Raw genomic sequence first — 16,032 nt, 5'->3', positions numbered from 1 at the left:
CGGCTTCTCCCCAGCGTCGATGCCGCTCCCTATAGATAGACCGACCGGACGGTCAATATATTTTGATGTCGATCAAATGGCCTCTTGAATTAATCGACCGTCCGGTCATTCTAATTATTGAGGGCGCGTTCGACGCCCCCGTATCGCGCCCGGCGGACTTGACCTCCGCCTCGGGCGCGGCGGCTTGTAAGGCAGGCTCGCTGTGCGGGTCGGGAGGAAACCAGTCATGACCGCGTCGCTTGCGTGGGAGCCGATCGAAACCGCCTCGCGCGACGAACTGGCCGCGCTGCAGCTCCATCGTCTGCGCGCCAGCCTGGCCCATGCCTATGCTGGCAACCCGTGCTACCGCGCCAAGTTCGACGACGCGGGCGTGCATCCCGACGACCTGCACGACCTTTCCGACCTGGCGCGCTTTCCCTTCACCACCAAGGCCGATCTGCGCGCTTCCTATCCCTTCGGCTTCTTCGCCGTGCCGCAGGAAAAGCTGGCCCGCATTCACGCCTCATCCGGCACCACCGGTAAGCCGACCGTGGTCGGCTACACCCGAAACGATATCGACACCTGGTCCAAGGTCGTGGCCCGATCGATCCATGCCGCCGGCGGCCGGTCGGGCATGAAGGTGATGATCTCCTACGGCTATGGCCTGTTCACCGGCGGGCTGGGCGCTCACTACGGGGCCGAGGCCTTGGGCTGTGCGGTGATCCCGATGTCGGGCGGCCAGACCGAGAAGCAGGTTCAGCTGATCGGTGACTTCCGCCCCGAAATCCTGATGGTGACGCCCAGCTACATGCTCTCGATCCTGGACGAGTTCCGTCGCCAGGGCTTGGATCCGGCCACCACCTCGCTGACGACCGGCATCTTCGGCGCCGAGCCCTGGACCAACGCCATGCGCGAGGAGATCGAGCAGGCCTTCGCCATCAACGCCGTCGATATCTACGGTCTCTCCGAGGTGATGGGACCCGGCGTGGCCTCCGAATGCGTCGAAGCCAAGGACGGCCCGACTATCTGGGAAGACCATTTCTATCCCGAGATCATCGATCCTGAGACCGGCGAGGTTCTGCCGGACGGCGCCGAGGGCGAGCTTGTCTTCACCTCCTTGACCAAGGAGGCCATGCCGATCATCCGCTATCGCACCCGCGACCTGACGCGCCTATTGCCTGGCACCACGCGGACGATGCGGCGCATGGCCAAGATCACCGGCCGGTCCGACGACATGCTGATCATTCGCGGGGTCAATGTTTTTCCAAGCCAGATCGAGGAACAGATTCTTGGCTGCCCGGCCCTGGCGCCGCACTTCCAGATCGAGCTGACCCGTCCCAGCCGCATGGACCAGGTCCGGGTGCTGGTCGAAGGGCGCGAGGACGCCGGCTCCGAGGCGCGCGAGCGTGATGGCAAGCGTCTGGCCGAACGTATCAAGAAGATGATCGGGATCTCCGTGGCCGTCGACGTGCGGCCGGGCGGGGATCTGCCGCGCTCGCAGGGCAAGGCCAGCCGCGTCATCGATCGTCGCCAGAGCGCCTGAGGACTCCCATGAAGACCATGTTCGCCATCTATCGCGCGCCGGCCGACCCTGAGGCGTTTCTGGCTCGCTACGACGAGGGTCATGCGCCGCTCGTCCGGCAGCTGCCCGGGCTGGTGTCCCTCATCGTGACGCGGATCGAACGCGTCTACGGCGCCGCCGACGGCGCGCCGTTCCTGGTGGCGGCCATGGCCTTCGCCGACGGTGAAGCTTTGAAGGCGGCGCTGAAAAGCCCCGAGATGGCGGCGGTGGGCGCGGACGTCGCCCAGTTCGCCGAGGGGCTGGTGACCATCGTCTCGGGAGAGACGCAGGCGAGCTAGGCCTGGACCGGCTCGGAGGTGTATGAGCTCGCGGCTGGCGCAGGTCAGTCCTTGCCCTAGCCTTTGGTGATGCTCAGCGATCCTGGGCCGGAATGGATCTCCAAGGCGATACGCGTGGCGCGGTCGTTCAAGGCTACGACCCGTCGCGCGCCGGGGCCAAGCACTCAGTCTATATCGTCCTTCTGCACGATCCCAGCCGCGCCGAGCCCTGGGGTCTCTATGTCGGTCAGACCTCCCGTGACCCAGACCTTCGGTTCGACCAACACAAGTCCGGCTATAAGGCCAGCAGCGCCGCGCGTCGCTTCGGCGTTAGCCTGCTCCCCGATCTCGTCGGGCGCCTCAATCCGATGCGGCAGTGGGAATCCTTGGATCTGGAAGCAGCTTGGCCGAAACCTTCCGTCTTGCCGGCGTCCCGTGGGTGGACGGTGGGCACTGAGTAGGGATGTGTCGGGCGGCGGATCCTTGTTCAACGGGGATTGCGGTGCGGCGCGCGCGAAATAACCGAACGGCGGTCAATCATCTGTCATCGGCTTGATGCAGATTGAATATTGTCGACAATACTGTTTGCATCGAATCCATGCTGTTATCGGGAGAAGGCGTATGCGCGTCGCGCGTATGGTTGGGTCAGCGATCCTGGTTGCTGGCATTTTGTTGGCTTCGGCGAGCGCGGCGTTGGCTGCGCCTGAGGCCTGTCCAGCGGCCGACGTCCAGGGCGCACGTCCAGCCGGACCGCCCCCTCGGCTGATGTTCGCCCAGTCCGTTACGCCCAGCGACACTAGCACCAGCAAGGTCATCAGTCCCGATCCTGCCGCCCAGATCCGCTGCGGCAAGGTCGCCATCAGAACGGTCGATGGCGTGGTCTTTTCTCGGCCGTCTCTCGCCGACGGCCGTGACAAACCCCTGGCGCTGGATCTGCTGATCCCAGAAGGGCAGGGCGCCAAGCCACTGGTGATCTACGTGACGGGCGGCGGCTTCATGGTCGCGTCGCGCAAGAGCGCGCTGAATTTGCGCACCTATGTCGCCGAGGCCGGCTTCGTGGTGGCCAGCATCGAATACCGCAATGTGCCGGACGGCGCGACCTGGCGCGAGGGTCTGGCGGATGTGAAGTCCGCGGTCCGCTACCTGCGTAAGCACGCGGCCGAGTACGGGATCGATCCGGCTCGCATCGCCCTCTGGGGGGAATCGGCGGGCGGCTATCTCGTCGCGATGACCGGGGTCACGAACGGCGAGCCGGGCCTCGACATCGGCGAGGACCTCTCGGTCGATAGCCGCGTGCAGGCCGTAGTCGACAAGTTCGGCGCGGTCGACATCAGCCGGATCGCGGACGACTTCGATCCCGCCACCAAGGCCGCCTTCGCCTCGCCGCGCAATCCGATCTTCGCCTATGTCAGCCCGCAGGAGGTGTCTGGGCTGGCCAATCCCATCACCCATGTCGACGCTGGCGATCCGCCGTTCCTGCTGTTCCACGGCAGCCAGGACCGGCTGATTTCGCCCAGCCAGACCCTCGCCCTGCACCGGGCGCTGAAGGATGCTGGCGTCGATAGCGCCCGCTATGTCCTGGACGGCGCCAACCATGGCGACCTGACCTTCGTGGGCGATCCGGCGGCGGGCCTGCCATGGTCCTCGACCCAGACGATGGACCTGATCGTCGACTTCCTGAAGCGGACGCTGCGCTAAGCGCGCGAGGCGCGGCCGGAGCCAGCCTAGCTTCGGTCGCGGGCCGCCGATGAGGCCTCCATGACGGCTTGCGTCGTAAAGCTTCATATTGCATATTGTCGACAATTCCAAATGCCTCGGGAGGATGGCCTATGACGATCAGCGAAACGAACCCCCTTGGCCTGGACGGCTTTGCGTTCGCCGAGTTCACCAGCCCCGAACCGGCTTCCATCAAGGCCTTGTTCGAGCAGCTGGGTTTCGTTGCGGCCCATGTGCATCCGACCAAGGCCGTGACCCGCTTCAAGCAGGGGCGCATCAATCTTCTGGTCAATGACGAGCCGAGCGGCCAGGCCGCCGATTTCCGCGCCGCCCACGGTCCTTCGGCCAGCGGCATGGCCTTTCGTGTCGCTGACGCCGCGCAGGCCTATGCCGAGGCCCTGAAGCGCGGCGCCATGGCGGCCGACGCCTCGGTCACGGTGTTGGGCGAGGGCGCCAAGGTGCTCGAAGGCATCGGCGGCTCGATGCTCTATCTGGTCGAGGATCCCGATGCGCTGTTCGGCGGCTGGCTAGCCGTGCCTGGGGCCGAGGAGGCCGAGGCCAAGAACAATGTCGGCCTGGATCTGCTCGACCACCTGACCCACAACGTCAAGCGCGGCCAGATGCGCACCTGGTCGACCTTCTATCATCAGGTGTTCGGCTTCGAGGAGCAGAAGTACTTCGACATCAAGGGCCAGGCCACGGGCCTGTTCAGCCAGGCGATGATCGCGCCCGACAAGGCCATCCGCATCCCGCTGAACGAGAGCCAGGACGACAAGAGCCAGATCGAGGAGTTCATCCGCCAGTACAACGGCGAGGGCATCCAGCACCTGGCCCTGACCACGGACGACATCTACGGCACCGTCGAGAAGCTGCGCGCCCGCGGCGTCAAGCTGCAAGACACCATCGAGACCTACTACGAGCTGGTCGACAAGCGCGTCCCCGGCCACGGCGAGGACCTGGAGCGCCTGAAGAAGAACCGCATCCTGCTGGACGGCAATGTCGGCGAGGAAGGCCTGCTGCTGCAGATCTTCACCGAGAACCTGTTCGGCCCGATCTTCTTCGAGATCATCCAGCGCAAGGGCAACCAGGGCTTTGGCAACGGCAACTTCCAGGCCCTGTTCGAGAGCATCGAGCTGGACCAGATCCGTCGCGGCGTGATCACGGTCGAGGCCTGAGGCCATGAGCGGGTCCTATCTGACCGGCTTTGGCAACGCCTTCGCGACCGAGGCTGTCGCCGGCGCCCTGCCGATCGGTCGCAACTCGCCCCAGCGCACGCCCTTTGGTCTCTATGCGGAACTGCTGTCGGGCGCGGCCTTCACCGCGCCGCGTCACGACAATCGCCGCTCCTGGCTCTACCGCCTGCGGCCCACGGCCATGCACGGCCGCTTCACGCCCTATGACGGCGCGCCCCGCCTGACCTCGGCGCCGTTCGACGAAGCCCCGCCCGATCCCAATCGGCTGCGCTGGGATCCGTTGGCGTTCGACGGCCACGCCGACTTCATCGACAGCCTGACCACCTATGCCGGCAACGGCGATGTCCTCCAGCAAGCCGGCATGGCCATCCACCTCTATGCCGCGACGCGCTCGATGCATCGGCGGGTGTTCTTCAATGCCGACGGCGAGCTCCTGATTGTGCCCCAGAAGGGGCGGCTGGATATCGAGACCGAGCTGGGGCGCCTGGAGGTTCAGCCAGGCTTCATCGCGGTGATCCCGCGCGGTGTGAAGTTTCGGATCGCCGTGCCCGAGGCCGGCGCGCGCGGCTATGTCTGCGAGAACTATGGCGCGCCGTTCCGCCTGCCCGAGCTTGGCCCCATTGGCTCCAACGGCCTGGCCAACGCTCGTGATTTCGAGGCGCCCGTCGCGGCCTTCGAAGACGTCGAAGGGCCGGTCGAGGTCGTCCAGAAGTTCGGCGGCCGGCTGTGGATCACGGCCCTCGACCGCTCGCCGCTCGATGTCGTGGCCTGGCACGGCAACCTCGCGCCCTACCGCTACGACCTGTCGCGCTTCAACACGATGGGCACGGTCAGCTTCGATCACCCCGATCCGTCGATCTTCACCGTGCTGACCTCGCCCAGCGAGATCCCCGGCACGGCCAACTGCGACTTCGTGATCTTCCCGCCGCGCTGGATGGTCGCCGAGGACACGTTCCGTCCGCCCTGGTTCCACCGCAACGTGATGAGTGAGTTCATGGGGCTGGTCCACGGCGTCTATGACGCCAAGGAAGGCGGCTTTTCGCCGGGCGGGGCCTCCCTGCACAACTGCATGAGCGGCCACGGCCCCGACCAAGCCACCTACGCCAAGGCGGTGTCGGCCGAGCTGGCGCCGCACAAGATCGGCGGAACCCTGGCCTTCATGTTCGAGAGCCGCTGGCTCATCTCGCCCACGCGCTTTGGCCTGGAGACCCCGTTGCTGCAATCCGACTACGATGCCTGCTGGAACGGCTTTAGCAAGGCTCAGGCGCCGCTGGAGGCCGACCAATGAGGCTGGCCTCTCTGAAGGGCGGGCGCGATGGGCGCCTGGTGGTGGTGTCGCAAGATCTCGCCTGGTGCGTCGAGGCTTCTGGCGTGGCTGCGACCCTGCAAGCCGCGCTCGATGACTGGGAGGTCTGCGAGCCGAAGCTGCGCGAGCTGTCGACCTGGCTGGAGGCCAACCTGGCCATGGGCGAGCCGTTCGATGCGGACGCCGCGGCAAGCCCCTTGCCGCGCGCCGTGCAGTGGGCCGATGGCAGCGCCTACGTCAATCACGTCGAACTGGTGCGAAAGGCGCGCGGCGCGCAAATGCCCGAGAGCTTCTGGACCGATCCCTTGATGTACCAGGGGGCCTCGGACGGCTTCCTGGCCCCGACTGAGGCTATCCCCCTGGCTGATCCGGCTTGGGGCGGCGACTTCGAGGCCGAGATCGCGGTGATCGTCGGCGATGTGCCGCTGGGCGCCGACAAGGCCACGGCCCTGGCGGCCATCCGCCTGATCATGCTGGTCAACGACGTCTCTCTACGCGGCCTGATCCCCGTCGAGCTGGCCAAGGGCTTTGGCTTCTTCCAGTCCAAGCCCGCCAGCGCCTTTTCGCCGGTGGCGGTGTCGCCTGACGCCCTGGGCGAAGCTTGGAAGGACAGCAAGCTGCACGGCGCGCTGGAGGTTACCCTAAACGGCAAGCCGTTCGGGCGCGCCGACGCCGGCGTCGACATGACCTTCGACTTTGGCGACCTGATCGCCCACGTGGCCAAGACCCGGTCCTTGAGCGCCGGCAGCATCATTGGCTCGGGGACAGTCTCCAACCGTGACGCCGACGGCGGGCCCGGCCGCCCGATCGATCAGGGCGGGCTTGGCTATTCGTGTCTGGCCGAGGTGCGGATGGTCGAGGCGATCCTGGAGGGCGCGCCGCGCACGCCATTCCTCAAGCGCGGCGACCATGTCCGCATCGAGATGCGCGACGGCGCCGGGCGCTCGCTGTTCGGCGCGATCGATCAGATCGTGGAAGGCCCGCTCGCCGAAGGGGAGGGCGCGCGTGCGACTGCGGCTGCATAGCTACTGGCGCTCGACGGCGGCCTATCGCGTTCGCATCGCGCTCGCGCTCAAGGGCCTGCCATTCGACACTGCCTATGTCGAGCTGCGGCGCGGCGAGCAGCGCAGTGAGGCCTATCGGGCGATGAATCCGCAGGGCCTGGTCCCCATGCTCGAAGCCGATGGCAAGGTCCTGACCCAGAGCATGGCCATCCTCGAATGGCTTGAGGAAGTTTATCCCGAACCCCGCCTTTTGCCCGCCGACCCTTTCGGTCGCGCCCATGTGCGGGCCACCGCCGCCATCGTCGGGGCCGACATCCACCCGCTGAACAATCTGCGCGTCCTTGAGCGTTTGCGCAGGGTGATCCTGGCGCCGGACCCGTCGGTGTCGGACTGGATCGCCCACTGGATCGAGGAGGGTTTTTCGGCGATCGAACCACGTCTGGCCACCCGGGGTTGGGCGTTCGGCGATCAGCCGGGCTTCGCCGACTGCTTCATCGTTCCGCAGGTCTATTCGGCCCGGCGCTTCGGCGTCGACCTGAAGGCCTACCCCCGTATCCAACGCATCGAGCGCCTGGCCGCCGAGCATCCAGCCTTCGCCGCCGCCCAGCCCGATCGCCAGGCCGACGCCGATCAGGTCGTGGCGTGACTGGTCATGGCGTGAGTGAGGCCGCATCGTTGCCCCGGCTGGACGCCACCCCGGCCGGGGTAGTGCTGTGCGAGCTGGCAGTCCTGGCCGATCCGGGCGCGCGCAACTTCGTCCTGGCGATCGGCGGCGGGCGCTTCCACGGTTTCGTGGTGCGCGAGGGCGATCAGGTTCGTGGCTTCGTCGATCGCTGTCCGCACCTGGGCCTGCCGCTGGCCAAGGCGCTCGACGACGATCTGGCGCCCGACGGGAAGATCGTCTGCGCTTGGCATGGCGCGGTGTTCGATCCGCTGGTCGGGACCTGTCTGGGCGGGCCATGCGTCGGGGCGAGCCTCAGCGCCTGGCCGGTCGCGGTAAAGGACGGCGAGGTCGTCACAGCCTGAGGCGAACGCTTGCATCGCGATCAAGATTGCATATTGTCGACAAAATAAGAACGATCCGGCAGGCCGGAACAGGGAGAAACCATCATGACGCCAGACCCCCAAGGCGCCGGCGGGCCTAAAGGTCCGATCGGGCCCTTTCAGATCCTGGTCTTCGTGCTTTGCTTCCTGATCGTGCTGGTCGACGGCTTCGACACCCAGGCCGTGGCTTTCGCCGCGCCCTTGCTGCGCCATGAACTGGCAGGCGGACCGCACGCCCTGGGCGCGCTGTTCAGCGCCGGGCTCTTCGGGGGGCTGCTCGGCGGGTTGATCTTTGGGCCGCTGGGCGATCGCATTGGCCGCAAGCCGATCCTGGTCGGGGCGATGGCGATCGTGGCGATCGGCAGCCTGGCCACGGCCTTCGCCCACGGCGTCGCCGCCCTGGCGGCCTTGCGCTTCTTCACCGGCCTTGGTCTGGGCGGCGCCATTCCGGGCGTGATCGCCCTGGCCGCCGAGTACGCCCCCGCCGGCCGCCGCAAGTCGATCGTGGCCCTGGTGTTCAGCGGCTTTCCGCTCGGCGCCGTCGTCGGCTCGCTGGTCAGCGCCTTGGTCATGCCCGATCTCGGCTGGCGGGCGGTGTTCATCATCGGGGGTGTGGCGCCGGCCATCCTGGCGCCGCTGACCCTGCTGGCCGCGCCTGAATCCCTGGCGCACCTGCGCGGCCGAGCCGGCGGCGAGGCCAGGGCCGCCAAGATCGCCGCGCGCATCGGCGCCGCCCAGGTGGAAGCCCTGGGCGCGGAACCGGCCCACGCCGCGCCGCGCAACGCCATCGCCGACCTCTTCCGGGAAGGCCGGGCGACCGGCACCGGCCTGCTGTGGGCGATCTGCTTCCTCAGCCTCTTGGCCACCTACTGCACCATCAACTGGCTGCCGACCCTGGTGCGCGCTGCGGGCCTGCCGTTGAAGACGGCCGTGCTGGCCGCCGGCGCTATCAACATCGGCAGCGTCGTCGGCAACATCATCCTGTCGCGCCTGGGCGAGCGCTTCTCGCCCTATGGCCCGATCGCGATCGCCTACCTGCTGGGCGGGATCTGTGTGGGCCTAATCGGCCAGGCGACATCGTCCTCGACCGCGATGCTGCTCGTCTGTCTGACGGCCGGCGCCTTCGCCGTCGGCGCGCAGCTTTCGATCACCGCCTTGATCGCCGCCTACTATCCGGCGCGGCTGCGCGCCACGGGTGTGGGCTGGTCGTTCGGCGTCGGGCGCCTGGGCGGCGTGGCCGGGCCGCTGTTCGCCGGCTGGCTGCTGGCCGCCGACATCGGCTTTTCGACCCTGATGTTCCTGATCGGCGGCATCTCGCTGCTGTCGGCCATCGCCGTCTTCATGCTCGGGCGCACCCAGCGTTCCGGCCAGGCCGATGTCGCTCCAGCCCTCGAGGCGGCGCGATGAGCCGGGGCAAGATCCATTCCCTGATCGTCACCGAAGGCCTAGACCGCGCGCCCCACCGCGCCTTCCTGCGGGCCATGGGTCATGACGACGAGGCCATCGCCCAGCCCTTCGCGGGCCTGGTCTCGACCGGGGGGGACGTCACGCCCTGCGCCATGACCCTCGCGCCGCAGGTGGCCGCGGCCAAGGCGGGGTTGCAGCGCGACGGCATCACGCCATTCGAGTTTTCGACCATCACCGTGGCCGACAGCATGGTGATGAACCATCCGGGCATGCGCTTTAGCCTGGTGTCGCGCGAGATCATCGCCGACTCCATCGAGGCGGTCGTGCGCGGCCATGGCTATGACGGGCTGATCGGCTTTTCGGGCTGCGACAAGACCTTGCCCGGCGTGATGATGGCCATGACGCGGATCAACCGTCCCTCGGTCTTCGTCTATGGCGGGGCGGCGCTGCCGGGCGGCGATCGCAACCGCGAGATCGGCATCGTCGATGTCTATGAAGGGGTCGGCAAGGTCTATGCCGGCGAGATCGATGAGGCCGAGTTGGCGCGTCTCGAGCGCGTGGGCATCGGCTCGCTGGGCTCGTGCGCCGGCCAATTCACCGCCAACACCATGGCCATGGCCGCCGAGGTCCTGGGCCTGGCCCTGCCGCATACGGCCATGACCCCGGCGGTGGCGGCCGCCCGGCGGGTCCTGGCCTCGGACGCCGGCCGCGTCCTGGCCCGGCTGATCCGCGACGGCGGCCCGCTGCCGCGCGATCTGGTCACCCGCAAGAGCCTCGAGAACGCCGCCGCCGCCGTCGCGGCCACCGGCGGCTCGACCAATGCGGCCCTGCACCTGCCGGCCATCGCCCACGAGGCGGGGATCGACTTCACCCTGGCCGACGTCGCCGAGGTCTTCGGCCGCACCCCGCTGTTGGCCGACCTCAAGCCCGGCGGACGTTTCTGGGCCAAGGACATGCATGCCGCGGGCGGGGTTCCGACCTTGCTCCGGGCCATGCGCCAGGCCGGCTGCCTGCACGAGGATACGCCCACCGTCGTGGGGCTGACTCTGGGGCAGATCGCCGACGCGGCTGAAGCCCCCGACGGCGAGGTCATCCGGCAGGCCGGCAATCCGATCTCGCCGACCGGCGGGGTCGTGGTCCTGACCGGAAGTCTCGCGCCCGACGGCGCCTTGCTCAAGACCGCCGGCCTTAAGCGCGCTCGCCATGAAGGTCCGGCCCGCGTGTTCGAGTGCGAAGAGGACGCGGTGGCGGCCGTGCGGGCCAAGGCCTATGCGCGCGGCGACGTCATCGTCATCCGCAATGAAGGCCCGCGCGGCGGGCCGGGCATGCGCGAAATGCTCGGCGTCACCGCGCTGCTCTACGGGCAGGGGGCCGGCGAGGATGTCGCCCTGCTGACCGACGGACGCTTCTCGGGGGCCACGCGGGGCATGTGCGTGGGCCACGCCGGCCCTGAAGCCGCCGCCGACGGGCCGATCGGCCTGTTGCGCGACGGCGACATCATCGTCATCGACGCCCAGGCTCGGCGCCTGGATGTGCTGGTCGCGCCCGAGGAGCTGGCGCGCCGCGCCGGCGAGCGGGCCGCGCCGCCGGCTCGTGAGCTTCCGCCGGTCCTGGCCAAGTACGTCCGCCTGGTCGGCCCGGCCCATCGGGGCGCGGTGACCTTCTGAACTTCCCCTTTCGAGCGGCCGCTTCGCGGCCGGCCAGATTGTATATTGTCTGCAAAGGAAATGGACATGTCCGACGCCAGTCCCGCCAGGGTCACCCTGGAGACCCGGGCCGAGATCGAAGACCTGATGAGCGAGTTCTCTCATCGGGTCGACAACGGTCTGGGCGCCACGATCCACGAACTCTTCGTGGAGGACGGCACTATCACCACCCCGGCGTTCCGGCTGGAGAGCCAGGAGGAGATCCGCGCGCGCTTCACCGCCCGCGGCGCTGATCCCAATCGCAGGACCCGCCACTACTGGACGAACCTGCGCCTGACCCGCCACGGCGACGCCATCCACGCGGTCAGCAACGTTGTCACCGCCGTCTCGGTGACGGGCCAGCCCTCGCAGCTGATGGGCGGCAGCTCCACGGATATCTTGGTCAAGACGCCGAGCGGCTGGGCCTTCAAGGATCGCAGCCTGGAGATCGTCTTCGACGGCTTCCTGACCCCGGCGGTGCACGCATGAAGATCGCCACCTTCACCCACGATGGCGTCACGCGCCTGGGTCTCGTCGAAGGCGACCAAGTCGCCGACCTGCGCGGCCTGACCCCCTATGGCGACATGATCGCGCTGCTCGACGCCGGCCCCGAAGGGCTGGCAACGATCAAGGCCGCCGGGACAAGCGCGCCGCGCCTTGCGCTGGCGGATGTGCGGCTCGAAGCGCCGGTCGGCCGGCCGCGCAAGTTCCTGGGCCTGGGTCTGAGCTTTAGGGCCCACGTCGAGGAGATCCGCGCCAAGGGCGTGCCGATCGAAATCCCCAACGCCCAGGTCTGGTTCAACAAGCAGGTGTCCTGCATCGCCGGGCCCTACGACGCCATCCACCGCCCGCGCGTCTCCGTCGAACTCGACTACGAAGGAGAAATGGCCTTCGTGATCGGCAAGCGCTGCCGCCACGTCAAAGCCGAGGACGCTCTGTCGGTGATCGTCGGCTACATGATCTGCAACGACGTTAGCGTCCGCGATTGGCAAAAGCGTTCGCCGACCGCACATCTGGGCAAGTCGTTCGACACCCATGGTCCGACGGGGCCCTGGCTGACCACAGCCGACGAGATCGCCGATCCGGGCGATCTGGGCATCCGCACCTGGGTGGATGGCGAACTTCGCCAGGACGGCCGCACGACCGACTTCATCTACTCGGTGGGCGAGATGATCGCCGAGCTCTCCACGGTCATCACCCTGGAGCCGGGCGACATCATCTCGACCGGCAGTCCGTCGGGCGTGGGCGCGCTGATGACGCCGCCGCGCTTTCTGCGGGCCGGCCAGACCGTCCGCATCGAAATCGAGGGCCTGGGCGCGATCGAAAATCCGGTGATCGAAGAGCCGGAAGGCTTCGTGTTCGAGGGCGGCAAGGCATGAAGGCAGTCCAGATCCATGGTTTTGGCCCGGCCGAGACCGCGCTCGAAATCCGCCGCGACGTGCCCGAACCGGCCGTCGGCCCAGGTGAGGTGCGCATCCGGGTGGCCGCCACCTCGGTCAATCCGATCGATGCGGCGGTGCGCTCAGGCTATGGCTCCAAGTTCTTCCTGGCCAAGGGACTGGTGCGGATGCCGCTGATCCCGGGTCGCGACATCGCTGGCGTGGTGGAGTCGGTTGGGGAGGGGGTTACCCGCTTTGCCCCCGGCGACAAGGTCTGGGCCGGCGTGCCCAACTTCGCCACCGCCGAGCTAGCGGTCGCGCCCGAGGCGTGGGTCGCGCCGTTGCCGGCGTCCTTGAGCTTTGTCGAAGCGGCGGCCTTTCCGTTCGCGGCCCTCACGGCCTGGACGGCGCTGGTGGATATCGTCGGCCTCACCCCGGACACCACACCGGGCAAACGCGTCGTCATTCCGCGCGGCGGCGGCGGAGTCGGCAGTTTCGCCATCCAGCTGATGAAGGCCTGGGGCGCGCACGTGGCCACCATCGTCAGCACCCGCAATGTCGCACTGGTCCGCGATCTCGGGGCCGATGAGGTCGTCGACTACACCAAGGACGACTTCGCTGAGCATCTGTTCGACTACGACATGGCTTTCGACACAGCCTTCGACACCGAGCAGAAGCTGCTGGGCACGCTGAAGATCGGCGCCAATGCGGCCTATGTCAGCATCGTCACTCCCAAGCTCCATCTGATCGACCAGCATGGCCTGGAAGCCGGGCTTGTGGCGGGCGAGGCCTTCCTCGCTGAACGCAAGGCGCAGCAAGCCAAGCTTGGCCGGCGCTACGACTGGTCGTTCATGGAGCCGAACGGCCCGGCCCTCGAGGCCATCGGCAAGCTGATCGACGCCGGCAAGATCCGGCCGGTGATCGATCGGGTCTACGCGATGGACGACATCGCGGAGGCCCACCGGTTCTGCGAAACCAAACAGGCCCAGGGCAAGATCGTCATCGAGATCACAGCCTGAAGGATCAGGCTGATAGGCGCCCGGCGGCCTGGGCGCTTTCTTCGGCCATGGTCTCGAGCCTCCGGCGCAGATTGGCCTCCACGGTGGTCAGGTGGCGTCGGAGGCCTTCGACCGCCGGGGCCACATCGCGCTTCATCAAGGGTTCGATGAAAGCGTCATGCTCGTGGACGGGCAGGTCGGGATGCAGATAGCCGGTGACGTTCTGCACCCGGATGATCTGGCGCGAAGCGATCAGGTGGGCGTTGATCAAGGGCCGGTTATGGCTGGCCACGACGATCGAGCGATGGAGCTCGTTGTTGAGCTGGAAGGCCAGGGCCTCGTCGCCGGCGGCCGCCGCGGCGCTTTCGGCCTTGTGGCGCTTGTCGATCGATTTCAGCTCGGCGTCGGTGGCGTTACGAGCCGCCAGCTCGATCCCCAGGCACTCGAGCGCCACCAGCAGGGCGTGGTTGTCCAGGACGTCCTCGAGCGTGGGCGTGGAGACGACCGCGCCGCGATTGCGCAGCAGTTCTAAGAGGCCTTCGGTGGCCAGCACCTGATAGGCCTCGCGCAGGGGCGAGCGGGAAATGCCATAGCGCTCGCACAGCAGCGCCTCCTGCAGCCGGGTGCCCGGCTTCCAGACCCCGCTGATGATCTCTTCACGCAGTTTGCCAAGAACCTCTTCCTGCAAGGAAGGGCGCGAGATCTTGAAGTCGTCTTTGGATCGAGCCATGGCCGTTCCTAGCAGGCAGTCGCAGGGTGCGCCGCCGAAGCGGCCGAAAGGCGGGGTAGAACCGCCAGGTCTTCATGAGCAAGGCCCTGGCGTGCGGCGTCTTCGTAGAGCGCCAGCGTGGTTTGCGCCAGACGCAGGTCCACGCCGTGGCCGGCGATGGCGGCGTGCAGGGCCCGCACATCCTTGAGCATGGTGGCCACTTCGCTGATCCGCGGCTCGCATGTCCCGGCCGCCATGCGCGGTCCGAAGATCTGCAAGGGCAGGGAGTCGGCATAGCCGCCGGCCAGGGCCGCGGGCAGGGCCGCGACGTCCAGGCCCAGGGCCCGCCCGGCGGTGACGGCTTCGGCGATGGCCATCATCGCCGAGGAGACGATCAACTGGTTGCAAAGCTTGGCGGCCTGGCCGGCGCCTGAAGGACCAAGATGGGTGTGAACCCGCGAGAGGGCCTCCAGCACGGGCCTGGCCTGGGCGATGGCGTCGGCCTTGCCGCCGCAGAGGACGGCCAGTTTGCCGGCCGCCGCCGCTGCGGGGCCGCCCGAGACCGGCGCGTCGATCCAGCGCGCGCCGTGGTCAGCCGACAGCCGTGCGGCCAGGGTCTTGGCCGCTTCCACCCCGATCGTCGAGAAGTCGACGACGACGGCGTGGGGATCCAGGTTGGAGGCCGCCCCGCCAGGGCCGAACATCACCGCCTCGACCGCGGCGGCGTCGGTCAGGCATAGGGCGACGATCTGGGCGCCTTGCGCCGCCTCAGCGGGTGTCGGCAACAGGCTCACCCCCTTGGTCAGGAGCCCAGCGGCCTTGCCCTGCGAGCGGTTCCAGCCGCGCACGGCAAAGCCCAAGGCGGCCAGGCGCTCGGCCATGGCTGCGCCCATGATGCCAAGGCCCAGCATGGCCACTATGCGTCCAGTTGCCGGAAGGGAGTCGCTGCTCATGGGTTCAGTCTCGCTTGTTTTTTGTAGATCGTCGACAAGATGCGCCCCAGATCAGGGCCGGTGCATGTCCCAGGGGCCCAGGCCCGGGGGTAGGGGCGGACGGGCCGTCAGGCTTTCGATCGCCTCGCCGGCCTCGAAGCGCGCGCAGATGTCGTCCGGGTCGATGATCACGCCCATGAAGTTTTCGACATAGCTGCCGGCGGCGAAGAAGGCGTTGACCTCGGCGGGGGTGCGCAGGATGTCGTACTGCAGCTCCACCTTCACCCCGTCTGGGTCGCGATAATAGAAAGACACGGTGGGGCCGTGAATGATTGGCCAGAACGGCTCGATGCCGATGGCCTTCAGGCGCCGATAGGTGGCCAGGAGCTCGCCCAGCTGATCATAGGTGAACGACATATGCTCCACGCCAGCCGATTGCGGCGACAGGGGCGTGGCGTCGGCGGCGTTGATGATGCCGATCCGGTGGTGCTCGTCGTCATAGGTCAGGAAGCAGACGAACTCATTCTCGAAGGCGATCTCGCCGTTAAGCACGGTCAGGTACCAGGCCTTGGTCTTCTCATAGTGGGCGGTGCGCACGACCACATGGGCCAGCTTGCACGGCTTGGGGGCGATGGGGAAAAGCGTCTCGATCGATCGGGTCAGCGTCGTGGTTTCGGTCATGGAATCCTCCCGGGTCGATAGATTGCATATTGTCGACGATATGTCATTTCGTGCTTGATGAATTGTCGACAATATGCAGTTTTAAAGCCAGGCGCGCGGCGCGTCGAGGAGGCATAATTCTCCAAATCCGCGCGAGGACCGACGAGCGCCCAAGAGCGCC

At 67.4% G+C, this 16,032-nt stretch carries 16 protein-coding genes; 13 read left to right on the top strand and 3 right to left on the bottom strand.

What is annotated here, in order from left to right; genetic code table 11:
* Positions 1-226 precede the first annotated feature (226 nt).
* The 13 genes from paaK (at position 227) to AC1RR5_RS21080 (ending at position 13,571) form a co-directional block, all read left to right on the top strand.
* Positions 227-1,522: a phenylacetate--CoA ligase PaaK gene (gene paaK, locus AC1RR5_RS21140; protein ID WP_492924723.1), complete on the top strand. Its 1,296-nt coding sequence runs from the start codon at positions 227-229 to the stop codon at positions 1,520-1,522.
* Positions 1,523-1,530: 8 nt separating this feature from the next.
* Positions 1,531-1,839, top strand: coding sequence for an EthD family reductase (locus AC1RR5_RS21135; RefSeq protein WP_492924721.1), 309 nt, complete (start codon positions 1,531-1,533; stop codon positions 1,837-1,839).
* Between the two features lie 744 nt (positions 1,840-2,583).
* On the top strand, positions 2,584-3,516 hold the full coding sequence (locus AC1RR5_RS21130) for an alpha/beta hydrolase fold domain-containing protein (RefSeq protein ID WP_492924719.1): 933 nt from the start codon (positions 2,584-2,586) through the stop codon (positions 3,514-3,516).
* Between the two features lie 131 nt (positions 3,517-3,647).
* Positions 3,648-4,709, top strand: coding sequence for a 4-hydroxyphenylpyruvate dioxygenase (hppD, locus tag AC1RR5_RS21125; RefSeq protein ID WP_492924717.1), 1,062 nt, complete (start codon positions 3,648-3,650; stop codon positions 4,707-4,709).
* Between the two features lie 4 nt (positions 4,710-4,713).
* Complete coding sequence (gene hmgA / locus AC1RR5_RS21120; RefSeq protein WP_492924715.1) at positions 4,714-6,015, top strand: homogentisate 1,2-dioxygenase; 1,302 nt, start codon at positions 4,714-4,716, stop codon at positions 6,013-6,015.
* Positions 6,012-7,058, top strand: coding sequence for a fumarylacetoacetate hydrolase family protein (locus AC1RR5_RS21115; protein WP_492924713.1), 1,047 nt, complete (start codon positions 6,012-6,014; stop codon positions 7,056-7,058). Before hmgA ends, AC1RR5_RS21115 begins: the two co-directional genes overlap by 4 nt.
* Positions 7,039-7,683, top strand: a complete 645-nt coding sequence (gene maiA / locus AC1RR5_RS21110) for a maleylacetoacetate isomerase (protein WP_492924711.1) — start codon at positions 7,039-7,041, stop codon at positions 7,681-7,683. The genes AC1RR5_RS21115 and maiA overlap by 20 nt, the downstream gene beginning before the upstream one ends.
* Positions 7,684-7,712: 29 nt before the next feature.
* Positions 7,713-8,063, top strand: coding sequence for a Rieske (2Fe-2S) protein (locus AC1RR5_RS21105; RefSeq protein ID WP_492924709.1), 351 nt, complete (start codon positions 7,713-7,715; stop codon positions 8,061-8,063).
* An 84-nt stretch (positions 8,064-8,147) separates the two neighbouring features.
* Positions 8,148-9,488 (top strand): MFS transporter, encoded by a 1,341-nt coding sequence (locus AC1RR5_RS21100; RefSeq protein ID WP_492924707.1) that lies wholly within the window; start codon positions 8,148-8,150, stop codon positions 9,486-9,488.
* On the top strand, positions 9,485-11,155 hold the full coding sequence (locus AC1RR5_RS21095; RefSeq protein WP_492924706.1) for a dihydroxy-acid dehydratase: 1,671 nt from the start codon (positions 9,485-9,487) through the stop codon (positions 11,153-11,155). The genes AC1RR5_RS21100 and AC1RR5_RS21095 overlap by 4 nt, the downstream gene beginning before the upstream one ends.
* A 66-nt stretch (positions 11,156-11,221) precedes the next feature.
* Positions 11,222-11,662, top strand: coding sequence for a nuclear transport factor 2 family protein (locus tag AC1RR5_RS21090; protein ID WP_492924705.1), 441 nt, complete (start codon positions 11,222-11,224; stop codon positions 11,660-11,662).
* Positions 11,659-12,552, top strand: coding sequence for a fumarylacetoacetate hydrolase family protein (locus tag AC1RR5_RS21085; protein WP_492924704.1), 894 nt, complete (start codon positions 11,659-11,661; stop codon positions 12,550-12,552). The genes AC1RR5_RS21090 and AC1RR5_RS21085 overlap by 4 nt, the downstream gene beginning before the upstream one ends.
* Positions 12,549-13,571, top strand: coding sequence for a zinc-binding dehydrogenase (locus AC1RR5_RS21080; protein WP_492924703.1), 1,023 nt, complete (start codon positions 12,549-12,551; stop codon positions 13,569-13,571). The genes AC1RR5_RS21085 and AC1RR5_RS21080 overlap by 4 nt, the downstream gene beginning before the upstream one ends.
* Before the next feature lie 4 nt (positions 13,572-13,575).
* Here AC1RR5_RS21080 and AC1RR5_RS21075 read toward each other — a convergent pair whose 3' ends face one another.
* From AC1RR5_RS21075 to AC1RR5_RS21065, 3 genes are all read right to left on the bottom strand, one after another.
* On the bottom strand, positions 13,576-14,280 hold the full coding sequence (locus AC1RR5_RS21075) for a GntR family transcriptional regulator (protein ID WP_492924702.1): 705 nt from the start codon (positions 14,278-14,280) through the stop codon (positions 13,576-13,578).
* Positions 14,281-14,288: 8 nt separating this feature from the next.
* Positions 14,289-15,170: an NAD(P)-dependent oxidoreductase gene (locus AC1RR5_RS21070; protein WP_492924700.1), complete on the bottom strand. Its 882-nt coding sequence runs from the start codon at positions 15,168-15,170 to the stop codon at positions 14,289-14,291.
* Positions 15,171-15,263: 93 nt separating this feature from the next.
* Positions 15,264-15,872: a VOC family protein gene (locus AC1RR5_RS21065; RefSeq protein ID WP_492924698.1), complete on the bottom strand. Its 609-nt coding sequence runs from the start codon at positions 15,870-15,872 to the stop codon at positions 15,264-15,266.
* Positions 15,873-16,032: the final 160 nt, after the last annotated feature.

The sequence above is a fragment of the Caulobacter sp. GW821-FHT11E11 genome (assembly GCF_058808315.1).
This window is presented reverse-complemented; position numbering and strand designations above follow the sequence as displayed.